General features: G+C 73.2%; 15 protein-coding genes. 8 read left to right on the top strand and 7 right to left on the bottom strand.

The features are described 5' to 3' along the window. Positions 1-40: 40 nt before the first annotated feature. Positions 41-565, top strand: a complete 525-nt coding sequence (locus QCD66_RS30650) for a hypothetical protein (protein WP_375735145.1) — start codon at positions 41-43, stop codon at positions 563-565. Positions 566-589: 24 nt separating this feature from the next. Here QCD66_RS30650 and QCD66_RS30655 read toward each other — a convergent pair whose 3' ends face one another. The 3 genes from QCD66_RS30655 to QCD66_RS30665 all read right to left on the bottom strand — a co-directional run bounded on the left by QCD66_RS30655 (position 590) and on the right by QCD66_RS30665 (position 9750). Further along, positions 590-4186, bottom strand: a complete 3597-nt coding sequence (locus tag QCD66_RS30655) for a hypothetical protein (RefSeq protein WP_375735144.1) — start codon at positions 4184-4186, stop codon at positions 590-592. 2 nt (positions 4187-4188) lie between these two features. Beyond that, positions 4189-8808 (bottom strand): hypothetical protein, encoded by a 4620-nt coding sequence (locus tag QCD66_RS30660; protein WP_375735143.1) that lies wholly within the window; start codon positions 8806-8808, stop codon positions 4189-4191. Between the two features lie 141 nt (positions 8809-8949). Then, positions 8950-9750, bottom strand: a complete 801-nt coding sequence (locus QCD66_RS30665; RefSeq protein WP_375735142.1) for a helix-turn-helix transcriptional regulator — start codon at positions 9748-9750, stop codon at positions 8950-8952. A 133-nt stretch (positions 9751-9883) separates the two neighbouring features. Here QCD66_RS30665 and QCD66_RS30670 point away from each other — a divergent pair, with 133 nt between their 5' ends. The 5 genes from QCD66_RS30670 to QCD66_RS30690 are packed head-to-tail and all read left to right on the top strand — an operon-like array spanning position 9884 to position 14480. Next, complete coding sequence (locus tag QCD66_RS30670; RefSeq protein WP_375735141.1) at positions 9884-10885, top strand: ABC transporter substrate-binding protein; 1002 nt, start codon at positions 9884-9886, stop codon at positions 10883-10885. Further along, positions 10882-11700, top strand: coding sequence for a siderophore-interacting protein (locus QCD66_RS30675; RefSeq protein ID WP_375735140.1), 819 nt, complete (start codon positions 10882-10884; stop codon positions 11698-11700). Before QCD66_RS30670 ends, QCD66_RS30675 begins: the two co-directional genes overlap by 4 nt. Next, positions 11687-12679: a FecCD family ABC transporter permease gene (locus QCD66_RS30680; protein WP_375735139.1), complete on the top strand. Its 993-nt coding sequence runs from the start codon at positions 11687-11689 to the stop codon at positions 12677-12679. The genes QCD66_RS30675 and QCD66_RS30680 overlap by 14 nt, the downstream gene beginning before the upstream one ends. Beyond that, the gene (locus QCD66_RS30685) at positions 12676-13707 is read left to right on the top strand and encodes a FecCD family ABC transporter permease (protein ID WP_375735138.1); all 1032 of its coding nucleotides are present in this window, start codon (positions 12676-12678) and stop codon (positions 13705-13707) included. Before QCD66_RS30680 ends, QCD66_RS30685 begins: the two co-directional genes overlap by 4 nt. Then, positions 13704-14480: an ABC transporter ATP-binding protein gene (locus QCD66_RS30690; protein WP_375735137.1), complete on the top strand. Its 777-nt coding sequence runs from the start codon at positions 13704-13706 to the stop codon at positions 14478-14480. Before QCD66_RS30685 ends, QCD66_RS30690 begins: the two co-directional genes overlap by 4 nt. Positions 14481-14496: 16 nt before the next feature. On the opposite strand, the gene QCD66_RS30695 is transcribed toward QCD66_RS30690, so the two are convergent. The 3 genes from QCD66_RS30695 to QCD66_RS30705 form a co-directional block, all read right to left on the bottom strand. Next, a complete protein-coding gene (locus QCD66_RS30695; RefSeq protein ID WP_364208722.1) occupies positions 14497-15192 on the bottom strand; it encodes a class I SAM-dependent methyltransferase in 696 nt (231 codons plus the stop codon). A gap of 87 nt (positions 15193-15279) precedes the next feature. Continuing rightward, positions 15280-16815: an MFS transporter gene (locus QCD66_RS30700; RefSeq protein WP_375735136.1), complete on the bottom strand. Its 1536-nt coding sequence runs from the start codon at positions 16813-16815 to the stop codon at positions 15280-15282. 189 nt (positions 16816-17004) lie between these two features. Then, positions 17005-18261, bottom strand: coding sequence for a cytochrome P450 (locus tag QCD66_RS30705; protein ID WP_364208727.1), 1257 nt, complete (start codon positions 18259-18261; stop codon positions 17005-17007). A gap of 232 nt (positions 18262-18493) precedes the next feature. Here QCD66_RS30705 and QCD66_RS30710 point away from each other — a divergent pair, with 232 nt between their 5' ends. Further along, positions 18494-19705 carry a serine hydrolase domain-containing protein gene (locus QCD66_RS30710; RefSeq protein WP_375735135.1) on the top strand — a complete coding sequence of 404 codons (1212 nt, stop codon included), beginning with the start codon at positions 18494-18496 and terminating at the stop codon, positions 19703-19705. Between the two features lie 48 nt (positions 19706-19753). Next, a complete protein-coding gene (locus tag QCD66_RS30715; protein WP_375735134.1) occupies positions 19754-20281 on the top strand; it encodes an SAM-dependent methyltransferase in 528 nt (175 codons plus the stop codon). Between the two features lie 56 nt (positions 20282-20337). Here QCD66_RS30715 and QCD66_RS30720 read toward each other — a convergent pair whose 3' ends face one another. Further along, on the bottom strand, positions 20338-22596 hold the full coding sequence (locus QCD66_RS30720; protein ID WP_375735133.1) for a hypothetical protein: 2259 nt from the start codon (positions 22594-22596) through the stop codon (positions 20338-20340). Between the last annotated feature and the right edge of the window lie 122 nt (positions 22597-22718).

Raw genomic sequence — 22718 nt, forward strand, 5'->3', positions numbered from 1 at the left:
GGCGTACGGGTGTGGCGGACCGGCTGGTTGACTGCGGCCCATGAGCGAAGCGGGAGCCCCGGTCGACGCCACCCCGGCGGCCGGCATGTGGATCACCACGGTGCCGATGGAGGACGCCGACGGCCTCAACCTCGTGCTCGGTGTCGACATCCAGGGTGGACCGGGCGAGCGGATCGTCTCCGCGCTGCTCGGCTACGGGCACGAGGGCGAGGAGGGCGTGTTCTACCTGCTCCCCGACGATCTGTTGGCGCGCTGCGAGCGGGTCGGCGACCGGGTCTCGGTCCGGCTGCTGGCCTGGCCCACGGTGATCGAGAGGACCCTCCGGTCGCGCGACGACGAATTGGCCGCCACGGCGGCCGGGCTGCCGCCCGACGAGATCGGGGACGGCCGGGTCACGCTGCTGCACCGCGAGATCCGGACCGACACCGACTTCATTGTCGGCGTCGGTCCGGACGACATGCCGCCGGTCCTGATCATCGACCACGTCGGACCGGCGACCCTGCCAGAACTGTTCGCCTCCTTCGAGGACGGCGAGGCCGGGATCGCGGTGGTCAACGCCGGCTGACCCGCGCTCCCGACAACCGGCCGGCTACGGCGCGCAGCAGTCGCGTTTCACCCCGGCCAGCGGCGAGGTACGCAGGATGCGTACCTGACCGAGGTCCCCGCCGAGCGGGTCGGCGAAGTCGCCGTTCGGCTCGGGCAGCAACTCGACCGCGAGCGCGCTGACCGGCGCTCCGGGCGGCAGTCCGGCCAGTTGCAGGGCCGCCCGCACCTCGGCACCGGTCCAGCGGGTCTCCCCCTCGACGACCAGCGGGACGGTGTCGGTCCGCCGCCTCCGGGGCGGACGCATCCGGCGCAGGTCGATCTGGACGTTGCGGCTCGTGCTGCCGTCGGCCTGCACCACCCGGGCGTACAGCACGGTCCACAGTTCGGTGTTGGGCGGGTGTGGCAGCACCCGCCGCAGTCCGAGGTACGGGGCGGCGTACGGGGCCCGGGTCCGCACGGCCCCGTCCGGTTCGGCGACGACCGAGCACACCAGTTCGGGCGCGGGGTGCTGGACGCCGTCGAGGACGAGGGGCTCACCGAAGCGGCCCTGCGCGGTCGACCAGAGCGGGTCGGCCGCCGGGCCCCGGTCGTGGCCGACCCGGATCTCGTACGTGTAGAAGGCGAACAGTTCCGGTGAGTTCGGGTCGGTGTTCGGCGGCAGCGGCACCAGGAAGTGCCGGTCGCTGTCGGCGCCTGGTTCGAGCCGTTGCATGGTGGCCAGGCCGGCAAGGTCCTGCACCTGGCCGGGGGTGATCACCCGGACGGGTTCGGGGTCGAGTGGGACGCCTTCGACGACGACGGGATCGGCGACCGGCTCGACGCCGGGCAGCAGCATCGGGTCGGGGGTGCCGGTCAGCGGCCGGACGAAGTACGCGTCCCGGGGGTCGGCGAGCGGCTCGGCGAACTCCAGCCAGAGCCGCCGTACGCGCGGGGTGGTGCTGGCGTATCCGGGGTCGTGGCCGTAGGGGGTGAGCGCGATGCCCGCGGCGACGACCCGCGGCGCCTGCCGGGGCGGGGTGACGACCGGCAGCAGGGTCTCGACCGTCTGGTCGACGGCGGCACCGTCCTCGAAGAGCAGCCGGGCCCGGTAGGTGACGGCCATCTCGTACGGCAGCCCGTCGGGGCCGGACCGGGGCGGCAGCGCGTCGAGGAACAGCAGCCGGACCGACGAGCGGTCGGGCCGGTTCGCCGCCTGCACGCCGACGGTGTGCATCAGTTCGATGGCGCCGACGTCGGTCGTCTCGGTGGCCGCGCCGGGCGCGTCGGGCAGGTCGACGGCCCTGGTCACGACCAGCGTCGGCGATCCGCTGCCGCGCCACGTCCAGTCCCGGTCGACCACGACCTGGACGGCGTTGATCCACTGGTCGGCGAGTTCGGTGGGTTCGCCGAACTCGAGGCTGGAGGCGTCGGGGGCGGCGTGGTGGGTCAGCCCGGCGCAGCCGAAGGCGATCCGGTCACCGGGCGGCCCGGTGAGCAGTGGGCCGTCGGCGACCAGGTCGAGCGCGCCGGCGAGCCGGCCGAGCAGGGCGGGGGTCGGCTGGTTCTGGGCGACCACCGGCCGGGACGGGGCCCGGTCACCGACCGGGTCGGGGCGCAGGAACACCGACCGCAGCCGGTCCGCCGGTGGCAGCGGGCGCAGCGGGTCGGTCTCGGTGGCGGTCGCGTGGAGGTCGATGGTTTCCGGCGGCCCGGTCCGGGCCCGCTGGCTGCCGAAGTAGGCGGGGTCGTCCGGGCCGAGGGCACGTACCCGCAGGCGGACGTCGCGGGCGGTCACCAGGGTGACCGGTCCGCTGGCGGTGCCGTGCTGCGCGGTGACGTCGACGGCGTGGTAGTCGGCGGCGTCGGTCCAGGACAGGGCCAGGTCGAGCGGCTCGGCCGGGTCGTCCGGGAAGGCACGGGTGGTCGTGTACCACTCGACGAAGCCCTCGTCGTCGGCGAGCGGGTCGAAGGTGGGCACCCGGAGCAGCACCTGGATCCGGAGGAGGGTGGCGTCCGGGTCGGGGATCGTCGGCGCCTTCGCGGTGCCGGGCGGCGCGGCGTCGTTGGCGGCGATCTGGGCGAGGAGGTCGGCGCGGGCGGCGGGGCCGGCGGCGAAGACGGCCTCCGGATAGCCGAGCCGTGGTCGCCGGATCCGGACGGTGGGCAGGGCGCCGTCCGGCGGCGCGGTCACCTGGTCGACCTCGACCATGCCGGGCGCCCGGTGGCGTCTCACGTGGATGGTCGTGGTCGGCGCCTCACCGCTGCGCCCCGGGGCGCTGTCGACGTCCGGTCCACCGCCGGTGGTGTCGGCGAGCCGGACCCGGAACTCGTACCGGTTGCCGTACCGGAGTGCGACGGCGTCGGCGCCGACCGGGGTGGCGGGTTCCGGACGGCCCGGTGGCACCTCCATCAGCCGCTGCTCGTCGACGGTGTCCACGACGAGCGAACCACCGCGCCAGTTGGCGAACCAGGCCGGCAGCCAGGTCTGGCCGCTGTGCTCGGCCGGCGCCACCTCGGTCCAGCGTTCCTCGACGGCGGCACCCAGGTCGACACCGATGTCGAGCGGGGCCTTGACCACGGACAGCGAGGTCCAGGTGGTGCCGCCGGCGGGGCGTACGTCGACGCGGTAGCCGAGGACGCCGCGCGGGGCGAGGACCGGGTCCTCGCCGTCGGGCGGCGCGCCGAGTGCCCGGTTCTGGCCCTCGAGGATGTCCTCGTCGTCCCAGGCGAGTTGGATGCCCTCGTCGCGGGCGATGGGCGCGCCGGTGCCGTCCTCGTCGAGCGGGTCGGCGCTGACCGGCTGCCGGGTGTGCACGACCTTCGCGTGCCCGTCGTCGAACCGGACCGCCTCGACGAACACCTTGTCGAAGTTGCCGAGGGCGGCGGCGGCCGTCGCGTCGTCGGAGACCGGGAAGACGACCGGGGTGAAGACCGGCCGTTCGGTGTCGGACAGTTCCGGGACCCGGGTCGCGAACGGGCGTGGGACGACGTGGCCGAAGTAGTCGCCGGCGGGGGCGAGTTCGGCCCACAGCCAGCCGCCGCCGGCCAGCCGGGTTGCGGCGTCGAGCGGCACGTCCAGGTCGACGACGAGGCCGAGCGCCTCGGCGAGCCGGGGCAGGCGCAGGGCGTACGCGAGGGCCTCGCCCCAGCCGACGACCATCGGCGGCGGGGCCGGTTCGGGCTCCGGCGGGCAGTTCATCAGGCAGTGGTAGGAGTCGTCGACCACGGCGAGCGAGGTGCGGGGCCGGACGAACGGGAAGGACCGCCGGTAGCTCGCCGGGAGGTACTTGCGTACCTGCCGGGTCAGGTCGCGGACCTGGGGGGCGAACGTGTCGGCGGCGGGCGAGTCCGGGATGTCGAGGGCGTCCTTGATGGCGGTGAAGACGGCCCGGGAGTGCGGGTGTCCGATCGTCCCGGTGGCCGGCAGCGACACCGTCTGGTCGACCAGGGTGCGCTGCGGCAGCGCGCCGGCGGTGTCGCTGATGTGGACGGTGAAGGCCCACTTCGCGTCGGCGAACGCGGGAACCGCGGGCGGCGCGGCGAGCAGCGGCGCGAGCGGGTTGCCGGTCGGTGCGACGAGAAGCCGGATCGAGAGGGTACGGGAGCCGGGGTTCCACCGCTGGAGGTACGGCACGAGGGTGAGTCTGGGTGGGGTGGCCATCGCTAGCTCCCTAGCTCCGCTGTCTCGGTGACCTGGTAGGTGGCGCTGATCGACAGGAACAGGAAGATGTCGACCTGGATCTTCACCGATCCGCTGTAGTCGCACTTGGTGACGCCGTCGGCCTTGTAGACCAGGCCCTTCAGCTCGGCCCTGATCTTGACCTTGACGATTTCGAGGTCGACGCCGGCCTCCATCGCGACGAGGCCGCCGTACTTCGTCGTGTCCGCGATCGCGTCGTAGACCAGGACGAACCCGATGCCGAGGAAGGCGTACGCCTTGAACGGGCCGATGGTGCCCTCGACGCCGATGCCGACGAACGCGGTCAGTTCGAGCTGTTCGCTGTCGATCACGCCGTTCACCGACGAGAGGCTGAAACTGACCTTGCCGCTGACGACGAGGAACGCGGCGGCGGCCCCGACGGTGAACAGCGGGACCTTGCCCTCCAGTTCGGCGCCGAACGCCGCCGACGCCTTGGCCCCACCGGTCGCCAGGTCGACGCCGGCGCTCTGGGTTATCGACAGGGTCAGCTTGACGCCGCTGCCGGCCGGGAAGACGGCGGTGGTCGGCGGGATGGTCTTTCCGACCCGGACGCTGATCTTGATCTCGTGCTTGGCGTTGCTGGCCCCCAGGTCGACCGGCCCCTGGCTGCCCCGGGCCCCGAAGGTCGGGATGTAGCGCAGGATCTCCTCGATCTCCGGCAGGAGCAGGGAGGTCAGTTCGGCGATCTGCGGCCGGCGGTCGGAGCCGCCGACGACGTGCCACTGCGAGCCGGTGAGGCCGGCCAGGCCGGCGATGTCGCTCCAGATCCGCAGCCCGGTGAAGTCGACGTCCCACCGGTCGAAGCGCAGGTCCAGCCGCAGCGTCGCGCTGTCGTAGAAGAGACTCGACCCGTGGCCGGGGGTGCCGGACAGCCGCAGCGGGGTCGGATGGTTGACGACCTCGATCGGCGCGGAGAGGGCGAGTTCACCGCCCGGCCCGACGTCGAGGTGCGGCCCTCCGGTCAGCTCGATGGTGTTGGCCGGCGGCGGGAACGCCCCCTTCGACGTCGACCGGGCCAGGATGTCGGCGAGCGCCGGCTGTACGCCGGCCTCGATCCGGGCGGTGCCGGCGGCCGGCACCGAGGGCCGGGGAAACAGGAAGGCGTGCGTCGGGGTGCTCTGGAGCAGGGCGTAGTCGTTGGCCGGGGCCGCCGGGGTGAGCAGGTCGGCGGCGTCGGCGAACCGGTACGGGCCGGGCACGCCGGCCAGTGGCGGTTCGGCGTGGAGCGAGTCGTCGGCCGGGTAGGCGATCGGGTAGCGGCGGACGACCGGGACGCCCCGGCTGTCGGCGACCGGGACCGCCTCGCCACCGCCGGGCGGCACGGCCGCCACCGGCCGGGTGACCACCGACCATGCCCCGGTCGTCGGCAGTTTCGGTACGCCGCGCACGGTCGCGACGAAGAGCGGGTCGGTGCCGGCCATGGCCACGCCGACCTCGACCCGCTGGGCCCGGAACGGCAGCCCGCTGCCGCCGAGGTCGAGCCAGGTGTCGACCGGCCCGCCGATCGGGCCCTGCGCCTCGATCAGCGCCCGCAGCGCGTCGGCGCCGGCGGGTACGCCGTTCGGCGCGGTCTGGAGGTAGCCGAGGACACCCCGGGCCGGGGTACGGCCGGCGCGCCCGTCGAGGGCCACGTCGGCGTCGAAGTAGTACGGGACGAACCGGGCGCCGCCGTGCGCGAACTCCGCGCCGGGCGCGGGCCGGATCGTGCGTACGTCGAACAGGCCCCGGAACAACCCGGCGTCGAACCCGTACGGCGCCACCACGATGTCGCCGGCGGCGGTGTCGAAGTAGCGGTAGTCGAACAGGCCGGGGGTGAACGCCTGCCAGCCGCTGTCCCGCCGGATCACGCCACCGCCGGGGCGCCGTTCGATCGTCACCGACCGGGTGACCCGGATGCCCCACGGGTGCAGCACGCTGTTGACCTTGACCACCTCGAGGGCGGTCCGGCCGAGCAGGACCCGGAACTGCACCTTGGCCGCCTCGCTGAACGCGGCGAACGGGTTGTTCCAGTCGCTGAAGTTGGAACCGCCGTAGCCGGACAGGTCGATCCGGGTGACCGGCACCCGGGGCCGGGCGGCCATGTCGTTGTTGAAGACCGTCTCGACGCTGCCGCCCGATCCGGCGGTGGCGCCCAGCACGGACAGACCGAGCGGCCCGCCGGAGGCGAGGTCGACACCGTTGAGCAACTGCCGCATCCGGCCGGCGAACGTCGGCGAGACGCCACCGTCGTCCGGCCGGCTCCCCTCGGCTTGCGCGGTGATCTGGATGCCGCCCCGCGACGCCACCTCCGGGAACTCCGGCCGGGTCAGCCCGTAGAGGTCGGCCCGCCGGTCCGGCGTCTCCTGCGGCTGCAACCGGATCGCGGCGATCAGGCCGAACGGGAAGGTGGTGCGGACCGCGACCGTCTCGCCGTCACGGTGGGCCTCGACCGTGCCGTGCAGGGCGTCCTCGGGGATGATCGGCATCAGCCGCTGCGAGCGGGCGCCGACCTGGGTGGCACCGCCGTCACCGGCCGCGGCCAGCGGCGTCGGGAACCAGCCCAGCGTCACGAGGTCCTGGTCCTCGTCCAGGGTGCGGACCGGCTCCCACTGGTGCTGGGGCAGCGCGACCACCCGCATCCGGGCGACCTCGGACCGCACGGCGAGGCCGTCCACCGGGAAGGCGCCGGCCGGGGCGGGGCCGTCGGACCGGTCACCGACCGCCACGCCGAGCAGGTCCTGGTTCGTCGACACGTCGAGCAGCGTCAGGCCCGGGGCGGGGCCGAGGAACTCGGTCAGGTAGTTGTCGACGATCGCGAGGCTCCGCTCGTCCTCCCGCCGCGCCACCTCGACCCGCTGCCCACGGCCGCGTTCCTCGGCCGTCCGCGCCGTCCTCCAGGCGGCGGCGCCCGCGCGGTCGAAGGTGAGCGTGCCCTGTTCGACCTGGGTCAGGCCGACGTCCGGGGCACCGTCGGGAGCCGGCACCGGCCGCGACCCGCCCGGCGACGCGGTCCGCCCGCCGACGGCGAGGTTCCCGGCGAGCAGGCCGGCGAACGACACCGCCACGGCCTCCGGCGCCGTCCAGGTGACCCGGCACAGCAACGGGGTACGGGGCTCCCGCCCGATCCGCGGCCGGCGCACGGACACGTTCGACACGTACGGGTCGGGCAGGATCGGCGCCCACGCGTACGCCTGGAGGAGAAGTTGCGCGGTGCCGGCGTCGATCCGGCGGGCGTCGACCAGGGTGCCGTCGACGATGACGAGCGTGGGTGCGGTGGTCCACACCAGCGCGTTGCGCAGCGCGAACTGGTGGACGGCCGGACCGCCGGCGACGGTGGCACCGAGCCGGGCGGTGACCGTGCCGGCCGTGTGGCGCAGCAGCAGCACGGAACCGCCGGTCGGCGTGACGACCGGACGGCCGTCGCTGGTGACCGGACGGTCGACGGCCAGGTCGGCGCGCCCGGTCACCATGAGCTGTTCACCGTCGGCGACGTGGCACCGGTGGTGGAACAGGAACGTGTCGTCGTACCGCTGCCGCCAGGGCAGCCGCTGCCCGCCGCCGTCGCTGATCGCCCACAGGTCGAATTCGTGGGTGACGGGTACGGACAGCGGGGCGACCTGCTCGGCGAAGACGGTGACGGCGGTGCCGGCGACGGTGAGCCACGCGTCGCCGAGTTCGTGCGGTCGGGAGTCGGGCCCGTACCAGCGGGCGGTCAGGCCGCTCACCCGCAGGCACCAGTGCGGCGTGACGGCGGCCGCGCCGAGGATCGCCGGGTCGGGCGCGACCACGACCGGCAGCCCCAGGCCGGCGCCGGTGACCCGGCCTTTGCCGGCGTACCGGACCAGTTCGGTGTCGGCCGCCGCCGGGTCGAGGGTGCGCGGATCGACGTCGTACTCCAGCACGAGCGTCCACAGTGGCTCAAGGAAGGTCCGGGCGCCGGTCGGGCCCGGCAGGTCGAACACCCGGCCCCAGACCTCGGCCCGGCCACCGGCTCCCTCGACCCGGCTGCCGCCGGAACGGAACCACAGCGTCAACGCCTCCGGGAGCACGGAGCCGCGGGCCGTCGGGTCGTCGGGTTCCGGTTCGAGCCGTACGGAGCCCTCCAGCGGCGCGCCGAACTCGACGACGTCGCCGGTGACCGTCGCGGCGCCGGCGAGCCGCAGCGCCCCGGCGCGCACCCGCACCCCGACGTACGCGTCGGCGGGCAGTGCGGCGTCGAGCAGGTCGCCCCGGACCCAGACGGTGCCCGGACCGACGTCGACGGTCGTGGTGCGCGGCGTGACCACCGGCGGTCGGGCCGCCGTCAGTACCAGGGCCGGTGCGGTGACCCCGCCGGCCCGGACCTCCAGCCGGCGCGTCGCGGCGAACACGTCGAACCAGATGTCGATGCCGGCCCGGTTCCGGTACGGCCCGAGCCGCCGGGCGGGCGCCAGCCCGGACAGGGCGTCCGCCGGCCGGCCGGCGAGGAGCATCTGGTGTTCGTCGCGCCGGTGCGCCACCAGCGCGTCCGCGGGGATGCCCGCGAACCTGTCGTCGTCGATGTCTGCGGTGAGCTGGGTGAAGGCGTCGCTGGCTACGCGGCGTCCACGCTGCGGATCGGACACGCGGGCCTCCTCGGGCCGGGCGGCCGAGGCGGCGGACCTGGAACGGAATCGTCTACGACGGCCTACACCCCATCGTCGGCACCGCCACGCCTGGCGTCAGTCCGATCGTGGACAGTCACGGGGAGTAGGCATGATCCCCGTTCAGGTCGTCTCCCGGGGCGTGTGCCGGCCCGGGGTGTAGCCGTACTCCCGGGCGAAGGCGGTGATGAAGGACGACGGGCTGGCGTACCCGACCCGGTGCGCGACCTCGGTCACCGGATGTGTCTCCAGCAGCACGCGCGAGGCGAGCAGGCGCAGCCGGGTCCGCCACCGTGAGTACGGCATCCCGAACTCACGTTCGAAGTCGCGTTGCAGGGTCTTGACGCTGATGTGCAGCCGGTCGGCCCACTCGTCGAGACGGGTCGGGTCGCCGGGATCGTGTGAGATCGCCCGGGCGACGGTCATCGCGAATCCGGGGCCGCCGGCCGGACCGGTGGACGACTCGGCGACCGGGGCGCCGAGTCCGGCCATGATGCGGGCCCGGGCGGTGAGTGCGGTGTCCTCGGCGCAGCCCTTGCGGGCGATGACCGGCAGCAGCCGGGCCGCCTCGTCGTCGATGGCGGCGGCGCCGGCGCGCAGGTCGGCCAGCGCCGGCGGCACCTGGCGCAGGCAGACCCGGTAGACGGTCTGCTGGTCGGCCGCCTGCACCTCGTGGGTGACGGCCCGGTGCACCCAGAACACCTCCCCGCCGCCGACGAACCGGGTCCGCGTCCCGTGCCGGGTGGCGAGCACGCCGGTGGGTGACCAGTAGAACTGGTGCAGGAAGTCCTGCCGGCTCTCCCCGAAGTCGAGCAGGGCCGCCGAGCGGTACTTGAGGATCAGGATCCCGTCGGGTCGGCCCAGGCCGTACCCGTACTCCTCGCAACTGTGCGGGTCGGCGCCGACCGGGTCCTGCACGGTCACCGACTGACCTCCGCTCGACATTGCGTGACCTCCCGTCGACATCGCACGACCGGAGCTAAGGCTAGCCTTAGTTACGCTCCGGCGTGAAGCCGGTCCACCGCTCTGACCTGCGACGGTTCAAAGGAACAAGGCAATGTCAACTCGACCCTCCTGGCGCCTGGTCGGTGCCACGGTCCTGGCGCTCGGCCTGCTCGCCGGCTGCGGCGCCACCGACTCCGGCACCGACGACACCGGCGGCGACGTGGCGACCCGCGTCTTCCAGGCCGACAACGGCGACATCACGATCCCGGCCGACCCCGAGCGGGTGGTGGCCACCGGCTACGCCGTCCCGGTCCTGATCGAGGCCGACGCCGCCCTGGTGGGCATCTCGACCTGGAAGCGCGGGCTGGCGATGATGACCGAGGAGGACCTTGCCACCTACGAGGGCCTCGACAAGATCGCCGGGGAGACGGCCGCCGAGACCAACTACGAGGCCATCGCCAACGCGAAGCCCGACCTCATCGTCATCGGCGTACCGGCACCGGTCCTCGCCGACATCGACCTGGACCGGCTGGAGTCGATCGCGCCCGTCGTGGCCATCGGCCCCACCGTCCCCTCGGCGTGGCGCGACCTGTCGCGGCGCCAGTCCGACGCCGCCGGCCGGCTCGACAACTTCGAGGCCGCCAAGACCGCGTACGAGACGAAGGCCGCCGCACTCAAGACGAAGTACGCCGACGCCCTCGCCGGCCTCGAGTTCGGCCACCTCGGCGCGTACGGCGCCGTCGCCGCCGGCACGTTCCACCGCGAGTTCGCCGGCTCGTGGGGCACCAACATCGCCCAGGACGTCGGCGTGACGTACTACGGCGAGGTCAAGAAGAAGGGCGGCGGCGGGCTCGACGTCACCGAGTATCCGTCGATCGAGGAGGTGCCGGCGAGCTTCGGCGCGGCCGACGCGATCACGTACACGCTCCAGGCCGACGGCACGGTGAGCGAGGCGGTGCAGCGGGTGCTCGACACCGACCTGTGGAAGAACCTGCCGGCGGTCAAGGCCGGCCTGGTCTTCCCGGTGCGCTACACCGAGGCGGCGACGTTCGCGTCGGCACTGAAGACCCTCGACTCGCTCGACCAGGCGCTCGCGCCGCTGCTCACCCGATGAGCGAGGCCCGCCCCGACCCGCGTGCGGCGATGGCCGCCCACCAGCGGACGGGCACCGGCACGACACGCGTGCCGTACCCGATCGGGGTCCGCACCGTGCCGGTCCTGGCCCGGCAACAGGTCACCCCGCGCATGGTGCGGCTCACGGTCGGCGGACCGGATCTCGCCGGATTCCACACCTACCAGGCCGACGACCACATCAAGATCGTCTTCCCGGATCCGGACGGCACCCGGCGGGTGCCGGTCCCCAACGACCGACAGATGCTCGACTGGCCGGACCCGCTGCCCACCACCCGCCGCTACACGGTACGGCGGTACGACGCGGCGGCCGGCGAACTCGACATCGACTTCGTGCTCCACGCGGGCGGGATCGCGTCGACCTGGGCGGCCGGCGTACGGGTCGGCGACGAGGTGACCATCGCCGGCCCGCCCGGCTCGAAGGCGTTCGCCCTCAACTACGACCACTACGTCTTCGCGGTCGACGCCACCGCGCTGCCGGCCGCCGCCCGTTGGCTGGAGGAGTCGCCGGCCGACGTCTCGGCCCACCTCGTGATCGAGACCGGGCACGCCGACGAGCAGGCGTACCCGCTGGCGGAGCGGGCCGGCGTCGAAGTGACCTGGCTGCCGCGCGCCGACGGCCGCTCCCGGCTGGCCGCCACGGTCGAGGCGCTGCCGCTGCCCGACGGGCGCAACTTCCTCTTCGCGGCCGGCGAGGCCGGTGACATCAGGCCGCTGCGGGCGTGGAGCCGGGGCCGGCTCGACGCCCTGTTCACCGGGTACTGGAAGCGCGGAGTTGCCGGGTTTGACGACGACTGAGCTGTCGCGGCAGGTCGCCATCCTGGCCGGCTCCGTCGCGCTGCTCGTCGTCGCGGCGGGTGCCAGCGTGAGCGTCGGGGCGCACGCGATCCCTCCGGCCGAGGTGTGGCGGGCCCTGACCGACTACGCCGGCACCGACGAGCACCTCATCGTCCGCGACATCCGGATCCCCCGTACGGTGATCGGCATCTGCGTCGGCGCCGCCCTCGGCACCGCCGGCGCGCTGATCCAGGCCCTGACCCGCAACCCGCTGGCCGAACCCGGCATCCTCGGGGTGACCGCCGGTGCCGGGTTCGCGATCAACCTGGGTGTCCTGTTCGGCCTCGCCGGCACGCAGTCCGCCCGGTTGGGGCTCGCGGTCGCCGGCTGCGCCCTCGCCGCCCTCGTGGTGTACGCCGTCGGCCGTACCTCACCGCTGCGGCTGGTCCTCGCCGGCGTCGCGCTCACCTCGGTCCTGATGGGCGTCTCGCTGGGGCTACGGCTGCTCTTCCCCGACGTCTTCGACCGCTACCGCTTCTGGTCGGTCGGGACGCTGGCCGGCACCGAGCAGACACCGCTGGCCGTACCGGTGCTGCTGATCGTGGCCGCCCTGGTCGGCGCCATGGTGGTGAGCGGGCCGCTGCGCGCCGTCGCCCTGGGCGAGCAGGTCGCCCACGCGCTCGGCGCCCACGTCGCGCGGACCCGCACCGCCGTGCTGGTGCTCGTCACCCTGCTCGCCGGGGCGGCCACCGCGGTGGCCGGGCCGATCGCCTTCGTCGGGCTGATCGTCCCGCACCTGGCCCGCCGGCTGGCCGCCGGCTCGATCCCCTGGCTGACCGGGTACGCGATCGTGCTCGGGCCGGTCCTGCTGCTGATCGCCGACATCGGCGCCCGCGTCCTGCTGCCCACCGGCGAGGTGCCGGTGGCCGTGGTGACCGCGTTCATCGGCGGCGTCGTGCTGATCTGGGCCGTCCGCCGCTACGGGGCGGCAACGCTGTGACCGGCGACGCACCCCCGGTCGCGATCCGGGCCGGGCGGTTCTCGGCCCTGGTCGAGCGGCGTACGGTCGCCGTGTCGCTGACCCTGCTCGGCATCGCCCTGCTGCTGGCGTTCGTCGGCCTCAGCCACGGCAGCACCTGGTCGACACCGCCGGAGGTGTTCGCGGCGCTGACCGGGCGCGGCGACTCGGCGGTGGTGATCCTCCAGTGGCGGCTGCCCCGGGTGGCCGCGGAACTCGTCTTCGGTGCCGCCCTCGGCCTCGCCGGGGCGATCTTCCAGAACCTGACCCGCAACGCGCTCGGCAGCCCGGACGTCATCGGCCTGGACGCCGGCGCGTACACCGGGGCGCTGGTCGCGATCGCGGTCCTGAACGGGACGTCGGCACAGCTCGCCACCGGCTCGGTGCTCGGCGGCCTGCTGGCCGCGGCGGCGATCTACCTGCTGTCGCTCGACTCCGGGCTCAGCGGCCTGCGGCTGGTCGTCACCGGGATCGCGGTCAACGCCATCCTGACCGCGCTCAACTCGTGGATCGTGCTGCGCGCCGAACTCGACGTCGCGATCGCCGCGACCGGCTGGAACGCGGGCTCGCTGAACGGCGTCGACTGGGACGAGCTGTACCTGCCGTTCGCCGTGATCGGCATGCTCGCCCTCGCACTCGTCGCGCTGTCGAACGCGATGCACCAGGCGGCACTCGGCGACCAGCTCGCGGTCACCTCCGGGGTCGGCCTGAACCGGCTCCGCCTGCTGCTGGTCCTGGTCGGGGTCGGCTGCACCGCGACGGTGACCGCGGTCGCCGGTCCGATCGTGTTCATCGCGCTGGCCGCGCCGCAGATCGGCCGCCGGCTGGCCCGGGCCGCCGGCGTCACCCTGCTGCCGGCCGCGCTGACCGGCGCGGTGCTGCTGCTCTGCGCCGACCTCGTCGCGCAGATGCTGCTGGCCCCGGTCGCGCTGCCGGTCGGCGTGGTGACGACGGCGATCGGCGGCTGCTATCTCATCTGGCTGCTCATCAGGGAGGTGAAGCGACGGTGAAGGCGCGGCTGACCGCCCGGGACCTGACCCTCGCGTACGGCGACCGGGTGGTGTCGACGCAGATCGACCTCGACATCCCCGACGGCGCGTTCACCGCGATCGTCGGGCCGAACGCGTGCGGGAAGTCGACGCTGCTGAAGGCCCTCGTCAGGTTGCTCACCCCGGCGACCGGAGCTGTCCGCCTCGACGGCCGTGACCTGGCCGCCCACCGGCCGAAGGCCTTCGCGCGGGAGGTCGGTTTCCTGCCCCAGGGACTCGTCGCGCCGGAGAACATCACGGTCCGGCGGCTGGTCGCCCGGGGCCGCTACCCGCACCAGTCGCTGCTGTCGACCTGGTCGCCCGACGACGAGCGGGCCGTCGACGAGGCGATGGCGGCGGCCGGGGTCACCGAACTGGCCGGGCGGCAGGTCGAGGAGCTGTCCGGCGGCCAGCGGCAACGGGTGTGGATCGCGATGGTGCTGGCCCAGCGGACGCCGTACCTGCTGCTCGACGAGCCCACCACGTTCCTCGACATCACCCACCAGTACGGGCTCCTCGCCCTGTTCGCCCGCCTGCGGGACGAGGGCCGTACGGTCGTCGCGGTGCTGCACGACATCAACCAGGCGTGCCGGTTCGCCGACCACCTGGTGGCGATGAAGGACGGCCGGGTGGTCGCCGAGGGGACACCGGCCGACATCGTGGACGCGGCGCTGATGCGGCGGGTCTTCGACCTGCCGAGCATCGTGATGCCCAACCCGGCGACCGGTGCGCCGATGGTGGTGCCGACGGCCTGAACGGGCCGCCGCCCGGTCAGTCGCGCTCGGCCTCGCAGATCCAGGCCGGCAGCTTCGGGCGGCCCAGCTCGTCCTTGTCGACCGGGATGCCGGCCCGGCTGAAGAACTCGCCCGCGACGGTGTTGACCAGGTAGGTGCCGATCCGCAGGTCGGTGATCCGCCAGCCGGCGCCGCCGAGGGTGCCGTGCAGTTCGTCGGCCGAGATCCGGTAGACGCCGGGCAGGTCGAACGGCATCGTGTCGGCGAAGCAGAAGAGGTTGAGCCGGGAGCCGGGACGGCCGGCCCGGTGGAGGGCGGCGGCGTAGGCGCGGCGCTGTTCGGCGTCGAGTACGTCGTACAGGGCGCTGTCGAGCAGGGTGTCGAAGCGGCCCTCGTACGCGGCGAGGCTGGTCGCGTCGGCGACCTCGAAGACGGCGTCGGCACCGGCGGCGTCGGCCCGCTTACGGGCCCACTCGACGGCGGTCGGGGCGACGTCGACCGCGACCACCTGGTAGCCGAGCTTGGCGAGGTGGATGGCGTTGTCGCCGAGCCCGCAGCCGGCGTCGAGCACGCTGCCGGAGATCCGGCCGGCCCGCTCGCAGTCGACCACGACCGGCTGCACCGCACCGATGTCCCACGGGACGGCGGCGAAGGTCATCCCCTCGACCGGTGACTCACCCTGGTAGAACGCCTCGAAGTCCATCGTGGAACTGTCGGTGGGGTTGGTGCTCATCGGTCCTCCTCAGCGCGGGCCGGACAGCCGTCCAGGAGCTTTCTACACCCGGCCGTACGGGCCGGGCCGAAACCTGAAAGGGACTTGTCAGTCGGTCTTGACCGGCGCGGTCCGTACGGTGCGCAGCGCGACGACGGCGACCGCGCACATGGCCACGGTCAGCACCACGCTGATGACGGCGGTGACCTCCAGTGCCCGGGCGAAGGCGTCGCGGGCGGCGTCGAGCAGTTCGGCGCCGAGCGGGCCGGGCAGTTCCTCCGCGACCGCGACCGCGCCGCCGAGGGTGTCCCGGGCCGAGCCGGCGGCGTCGGAGGCGACCCCGACGGGCGTGGTGTCGGCCATGATGCCGCGGTAGACGGCGGTGCTGACGCTGCCCAGGATGGCGATGCCGAGGGCGGTGCCGAACTCGGAGCCGGCCTCGGAGATCGCCGACGCGGCACCGGCCTCCTCCTCCGGCGCGGTCGACACCATCAGGTCGGTGGCCAGGATGTAGACCGGGGCGAGGCCGACGCAGAACACGACCGAGGCGACGACCGGCACGACGACTCCCCCACCCGCCTCGACCTGGGTGAGGACGGCGAACCCGATCGCGGCGCAGGCGAGTCCGGCGCCCATGACGTACCCGGGCCGTAGCCGGGTGGCCAGCGCCGGTCCGGCCATGGCGCCGGCGATGAACCCGATCGACGACGGTACGGTCCACAGTCCCGCCTGAAGCGGCGAGAGCCCGACCACCAGTTGCAGGTACTGGGCGATGAGGAACAGGGTGCCGAAGGCGACCAGGAACGCCAGCGTCTGCGCGGCGAGCGAGGCGCTGAACGCCACGCGGTGGAACAGCCGCAGGTCGAGCAGCGGGTCGGCGAGGCGGCGCTGCCGTACGCCGAACAGGACGGCCACCACGACGCCGGCCACGATGGAGACCACGGCGGTCCAGGCCGCGGCGCCCTCGGCGATCTGCTTGATGCCGTAGATGACCGCCAGCACGGCGACCACCGACATGGCCGCGCTGAGCAGGTCGAACCGTCCGGCGGCCGGGTTGCGGTATTCGGGCAGCAGGGCCGGGCCGAGGGCCAGCAGGAGCACCATGACCGGTACGCCGACCAGGAACACCGAACCCCACCAGAACCGTTCGAGCAGGACGCCGCCGACCAGTGGGCCGATCACCGCGCCGAGCGAGAAGCTGATCGTCCAGATGCCGATGGCCAGGGTCCGCTGGGCCGGGTCGTGGAACATGGTGCGGATCAGCGAGAGGGTCGACGGCATCAGGGTCGCACCGGCGACGCCGAGCAGGGCCCGGGCCAGGATGAGCATCTCGGCGCTGGTGGAGAAGGCCGCCAGCAGGGACGCCGCCCCGAAGGCCGCGCCGCCGATCAGCAGCAGCCGGCGCCGGCCGACGCGGTCGCCGAGGGTGCCCATCGCGATGAGCGAGCCGGCGATGAGGAAGCCGTAGATGTCGACGATCCACAGCAGTTGGGCGCCGCTGGGCCGCAGGTCGGCGCTGAGGTGCGGCACCGCCAGGTTGAGCACGGTGAGGTCCATGGAGACCAGCAGGCAGGGCAGGGCGAGGACGGCGAGCCCGAGCCACTCGCGGTGTCCGGCGCGGGGGCTGGCGACTTCGGTGGTCATCGGCGCGGATCTCCCTGGGGGTCGGCGGACGGCGGCGGCGCACCAGTGAGCACGATGGCCGCCCCTCCCGCGTGGCGGGAGGGGCGGCCGTGCGGGCGTATCTTATGTCATCGGATCATCACTCAGGGCGAAAACCAAGATCCGGCGACCGATTCCCCGATCGACCGCGGTTGATCGGAATCGGTCCGCTCAGCGCGGGTAGTCGCGCACCGGGTCGAAGGTGATCGGCAGGTCGACCAGGCTGCGGAACATCGAGCTGCGCTGGTAGGAAAGGTCTTCCTCGGCGCACGCCAACCGCATGTTCTCCAGGTTGACCAGGCGGTCGAGCGCCGACCGCAATTCGATCCGGGCGAGCACCGCGCCGAGGCAGAAGCGCATTCCGGCGCCGAACGACATCGGCTGGACGTTGGTGCGGGTGATGTCGAAGCGGTCCGGGTCGTCGAACTGGAGCGGGTCGCGGTTGGCCGCCCCCATCAGCGCGACGACGAAGTCGCCCTTCTTGAGGAGCTTGCCGCCCAGTTCCACGTCCTCGCCGAGCCGGCGGCTGTTCGACTGCACCGCGGAGTCGTAGCGCAGCCCCTCCTCGACCGCTCCCGGGATCAGGCCGCGGTCGCGGCGCAGCAGCTCGAGCTGCTCGGGATGCCGCAGCAGGGCGAGGATGGTGTTGGTGATCTGGTTGGTCACCGTGTCGTGGCCGGCGAACACGACCGAGATGATGGTGCTGATGATCTCGTTGATACTCACCGGACGCTCGCCGGCGCGGGTGCTCGTCTCGACCTCGGCGAGCATGATGCTGATCAGGTCGTCGCGCGGCTGGGCCTTGCGGATCTCGATGAGTTCGCGCAGGTAGTCGGCGAAGGCCCCCATCGCGATGTTACCCTTCCTGATCTCCTCCTCGTTGGGCACGAGGTCGAGGGTCGGGGCGATGTCCAGCGACCAGGTGCGCACGCCCTGGTAGCCCTCCGGCGGGATGCCGAGCAGGTCGCAGACGAAGACCAGGGCGACCGGCGCGGCGAAGTCGCTGACCAGGTCCATCTCACCGCGTACGGCCTGCGGGGCGAGCAGGTCGTCGACGGTCCGGTCGATGTCGGGGCCGAGGGCCCGCATCCGCTTGGGGGCGAACACCGGGGCGACCAGGGACCGCAGCCGGGCGTGGTTCGGGTCGTCCTCGAAGAAGAGCGTGTAGGCCATGATGTCCTTCAGCGGCCCGGGGCCGATCATGACCTCCCAGAAGTCACGCACGCTGGCGCAGCCGAACCGCTTGTCACTCATCGCCAGCCGTACGTCGGCGTAGCGGGTGACGTACCAGGTGCCCTCGGCGCCCTGGTGGACCGGGTCGTTGCGCAGCAGCCAGTTGTAGTAGGGGTAGGGGTCGTTCTGGAAGCTCGGCTCCAGCGGGTCGAGGCCGGTCGCGGGAACCGGAGTACCGATGAGCGGGATCGTCATTTGCCTTCCTCCATCACAGACCCGGGTGCTCAGTCACTTGAAAATCATAGAGTTGATGAAAGACCATGTATACCCGTGAACCTGTCCGCCTACTGCCGTAATCCTTATCTGTCAACGCTTTGAAAGATCTTTGCTGGACGGAAGCCGTCGACGGATTGCAAGATTCATATAGCTGGCCGGTCGATCCTGTTAGGATCTGGCGGCGACGCGACCCCGACCCGGGAGGCCCGCTGTGTCCGACGCCGCGCCCATCACGCCCCACGCTCCGGCCCACGCCGCCGATCCGGCCGCGCCCGATCCCGGGGTGGCCAAGCACTTCGACCCGGTCGTCGACGACGCGGTCGACAGCGGGCGGGTGGTCGGCGCGGCCGTCCTGGTCGCCCGGCGCGGCGTCGTCGTCTACGAGCGCTACGCCGGCTGGGCCGACCGGGAGCACCAGGTCCGACCCTCGGCCGGCACCCAGTTCCGGCTGGCCAGCATGACCAAGCCGCTCGTCTCGGTGGCCGCGCTGGCCCTGGTCGAGCAGGGCCGGCTCACCCTGGACACCCCGGCACACGAGGTGCTGCCGTACTTCCGCCCCACGCTCGCCGACGGTCGCACGCCGGACGTCACCCTGCGCCACCTGCTCACCCACACCGCCGGGCTCGGCTACGGCTTCCTGCAACCGGACAACCAGCCGTACGCCGACGCCGGGGTCTCCGACGGCGCCGACGTCAGCGCGTCGACGCTGACCGACAACCTGCGCCGGCTGGCCGGCGTGCCGCTGTCGTTCGAGCCGGGCACGGCCTGGTCCTACTCGCTGGCGACCGACGTGGTCGGCGCGATGGTCGAGGCGCTGACCGGCGAGCCGCTGCCCGCCGTCGTGGAGCGCCTGGTGACCGGCCCGCTGGGGATGCGCGACACCGTCTTCCACGCCGCCGACCCGGCCCGCCTGCCGGCCGCGTACGCCGACGCCGACGAGCCGGGCCGGCCGGCCCGCCGGATGGGCGCCGCCGACGAGGTGCCGCTGCCCGGGGCGGGAGTGATCCGCTACGCGCCGGACCGGGTCACCGCCCCGGACGCCTACCCGTCCGCGGGGATGGGCATGGTCGGCACCGCCCGCGACTACCTGCGCTTCCTGGAGGCGGTTCGGCTGGGCGGCGCACCGGTCCTCTCCCCCGCCACGACGGACCTGATGACGACCGACGCGGTCGAGGGTCACCCGCTGGACATCGCGCCCGGCTACGGCTTCGGGCTCGGCTTCTCGGTCGTACGCGACCGCGCGGAGGCGGGCGACGCCCGGCCGGTCGGCAGCTACGGCTGGAGCGGGGTCTACGGCACGCACTGCTACGTCGACCCGGCGGCCGAGGTCAGCGTGGTGTCGCTGACCAACACGGCGCTGGAGGGGATGATCGGCGGGTTCGCCAACGAGGTCGAGCAGGCGCTGTACCGCGTCGACTGGTAAGCCCGCCACGGGCCGCTTTTCCGCCGGTTCACCCGCTAACATGGTGAAATGGGCACACAGTCCGTTCCTGAGCGTCTGCAATGGACCGTCGACCGGCTCGGGCTGAAGCCCGGCGACGACGTACTCGAGATCGGCTGCGGCCGCGGCGTCGCCGTGGCCCTCGTCGCCGACCTGCTCGACGGCGGAACGATCACCGCCATCGACCGCTCCGACAAGGCCATCGACGGCGCCCGGCAGCGCAACCGGAAGCACGTCGACGCCGGCCGCGTCGTCCTGCACACGGCCGCGCTGGAAGACGTCGACCTCGGTGCCGCCACCTTCGACGTGATCTTCGCGGTCAACGTGAACCTCTTCTGGGTGCGTCGCGCCGACGCCGAGTCCGGCCTGCTCAAGCGGCTGCTACGCCCCGGAGGCCGGCTGCATCTGGTGTGGGAGCCGCCCGGCGGTGGCAAGGCCACCCAGATCGCCGACACGGTCGGCGGGCTGCTCTCCGACAACGGGTTCGAGGTCACCGTCGAAACCGGCACGACCGGCACCGGAGCGGCCCTGGTCGACGTACGGGGCACGGTGCGCTGATCCGGCACACGAACCGGGGCCGGCCCGACGGGCCGACCCCGGTTCGCGGTTCTGCGTCAGCGGCGCACCTGGTAGGCCCGGGTGATCGTCTGCTCGACCCGGTTGCCGGCCTTGTCGAGGTGGGTGGCCCGCAGCGACACGTGGTCCACACCCCGCGGGTGCGGCACCAGCGCCGTACGGGAGTCACCCGACCCGAGCAGCGGCACGGGGAACCAGAACCGGCCGTCGTACGACGCCTCGACGGTCAACTGCTTCGTCGCGGCACCGGCCGATCCGTCCTGGCGCTGCACCGAGACCGGTACGGAGAACACCGTGCCGCCCGGCGCCCGGTTGTGGTCGTCGAGGTTCGGCGCGAACCGGACCACCGCCAGCGGCAGCCGCTGGGGTGCCGTAACCGTCGCCGACTTGAACGTCCACTGCACCGACACCGAGGTCGACAGGCTGGCCACCCCGCTGCTGCGGGTCGCCTTCGCCTCCAGCCGGTACGTCGCCTGCCCGGCCGGCACGCCGAACGACCCGGTCGCCACCTGCGCGTTCTGCCCGACCAGCGAGCCGTTCCGGAAGAGCTTCGTCGACGCGCCCGTCACGTTGGAGCGCGCCTCACGGTTCGCGCCGTGGTCGGTGAAGAGCGGGATCTCGACGTCGATCTGGTTGCCGGTGCGGGTCGCCTTCGTCCACGACCACGGCCAGCTCGCCGGGAACGACGGGCCGAACACCCCGGTGTTCCAGCGCTCGCTGCCCTGGTTGCCGACGCCGAACATGCGCGCCCCGCTGTAGAGCATCGTCTCCGGGTTGTCGTTCGGCGCCCCGGTGAAGGTGCCCACCGACGACAGCCACGGGGTGTCCGGCACGTAGTACTCGGTGATGGTGAACGGCAGCGTGCCGTGGACCAGGTAGTCCTTGCGGCCGGTCTTGCCCGGCGCGGCGGCGGACAGCCGGGCCTGCACCTTGCCCAGCTCGGCGTCGCCCATGTGCCGGATCAGGTCGGTCGGCACCCGGTCCGGTTCGAGCCACTGCACGTGGTAGAGGTACGGGCTGCCGCCGAATCCGCCCTGGCCGTCCGGCCGGGCCAGCCGGGCGGCGACATAGAAGACGAACTGGTCGGCCGGTGCCGCACTGTCCGACGGCCGGACCAGCATGCCGTCGAAGTTCACCCCGTGCGTGCTGCCGCCGATCATCCGGCCGTCGACCGTCATCCGGGAGAAGATCGCGGCGACCTCGCCCGGCTCGGCGTCGGCCCGGTCGACGGTCAGCCCGATCGGGCGGCCCTCGGTGGCGGTCAGCGCGATCGTCCGGGCCCGGTCGTGCACCACCAGCGGCTCGGCGATGTAGGTGCTCAGCGCACCGGTGCCGATCTGGGCCTCCATGAAGTAGTTGCCGGCCGGCAGCGAGACCACGGCGGTGCCGGACGGGTCCGTCGCCGTCACGACGTTCTCCCGCTCCACGTCGTTGAAGGTGACGGTCCAGTTCGTGGCCGGGTTGCCGTTGTGGTCGGTGGCGACCAGGGTCAGCTGGTGGCTCGCCTGGGTCACGACCGGCGTACGCGCCGCCGCGCCGGACCGGACGAACCGGGTGCCGTCGGCCCCGCCGGCGGTCACGGCGAGGTCGATCGGACCGGCCCCGGTGGCCGGGAACCGCTCGACGACCGCGAGGTCGACGACGGCCTCCCGGCGCTCGGTGGCCGCCCGCATCCCGGCGATCAGCCGCGACTCCGAGTCGGCACCTAGGTCCGGCGCGCCGCTGCCACCGGCCGTGGCGGAGAGCGGGGCGTCGAGCCAGAGCCCGGCGGCTCCGCCGCCCAGCACGGGTACGTCGTTCTTCGGCGCCAGCCGGGACCAGAACTGTCCGGCCCGGTCGCGCGCCACCCGTACCCCCGCCGCGTCGATCAGCGGCAGCCGGGTGACGGCCTGGCCGCCGGCGGCCGCCGCGGCCCGGGCCTCGTCGGCGGCGGTCACGATCAGTGGCAGCTCACGGGCGTCGGCGTCGGCGTAGCCGAGTTCGAGCAGGCGGCTGACGTTGAACAGGCGCGCGTCGACGGTGCCGGCGGCGATCAGGGTGGCCGCGTCGGAGGGTACGACGTGCACGTCGCCGCCCCGGACGGACCGCTGGAACCGGACCGACTCGCGGCCCGGCGCCGGCTTCACGACCAGTTCCTGTCCGGCCGGTGCGTCCGGGCGGGACAGCACCCGGTCACCGGTGACGAGAGTCAGCCACGGCTCGGCGTACGGGGCACCGGTGGTCGACGGGGCCGCCTGCGCGCCACCGGCCAGCACCGCGGTAGTGACCGGCAGCACGACCGCGAGGGCCAGTGCCATGGTGGGGAATCTGCTGCGCCGTCGTGACATGGACACTCCTCACGGCTGGGACGGCTCGGACGAGCAAAACCATAGGTGCCGTAGATCGACCGGCCGCGAAATATGGCAACCGACGGCAAGAC

Source organism: Polymorphospora sp. A560, from assembly GCF_045781765.1.
Classification (GTDB): domain Bacteria; phylum Actinomycetota; class Actinomycetes; order Mycobacteriales; family Micromonosporaceae; genus Polymorphospora; species Polymorphospora lycopeni.

Coding starts and splice junctions, on each gene's coding strand:
- QCD66_RS30705 (WP_364208727.1), bottom strand. CDS start 18,261: ATGACGATCCCGCTCATCGGTACTCCGGTTCCCGCGACCGGCCTCGAC.
- QCD66_RS30670 (WP_375735141.1), top strand. CDS start 9,884: ATGTCAACTCGACCCTCCTGGCGCCTGGTCGGTGCCACGGTCCTGGCG.
- QCD66_RS30700 (WP_375735136.1), bottom strand. CDS start 16,815: ATGACCACCGAAGTCGCCAGCCCCCGCGCCGGACACCGCGAGTGGCTC.
- QCD66_RS30655 (WP_375735144.1), bottom strand. CDS start 4,186: ATGGCCACCCCACCCAGACTCACCCTCGTGCCGTACCTCCAGCGGTGG.
- QCD66_RS30695 (WP_364208722.1), bottom strand. CDS start 15,192: ATGAGCACCAACCCCACCGACAGTTCCACGATGGACTTCGAGGCGTTC.
- QCD66_RS30715 (WP_375735134.1), top strand. CDS start 19,754: ATGGGCACACAGTCCGTTCCTGAGCGTCTGCAATGGACCGTCGACCGG.
- QCD66_RS30720 (WP_375735133.1), bottom strand. CDS start 22,596: ATGGCACTGGCCCTCGCGGTCGTGCTGCCGGTCACTACCGCGGTGCTG.
- QCD66_RS30650 (WP_375735145.1), top strand. CDS start 41: ATGAGCGAAGCGGGAGCCCCGGTCGACGCCACCCCGGCGGCCGGCATG.
- QCD66_RS30675 (WP_375735140.1), top strand. CDS start 10,882: ATGAGCGAGGCCCGCCCCGACCCGCGTGCGGCGATGGCCGCCCACCAG.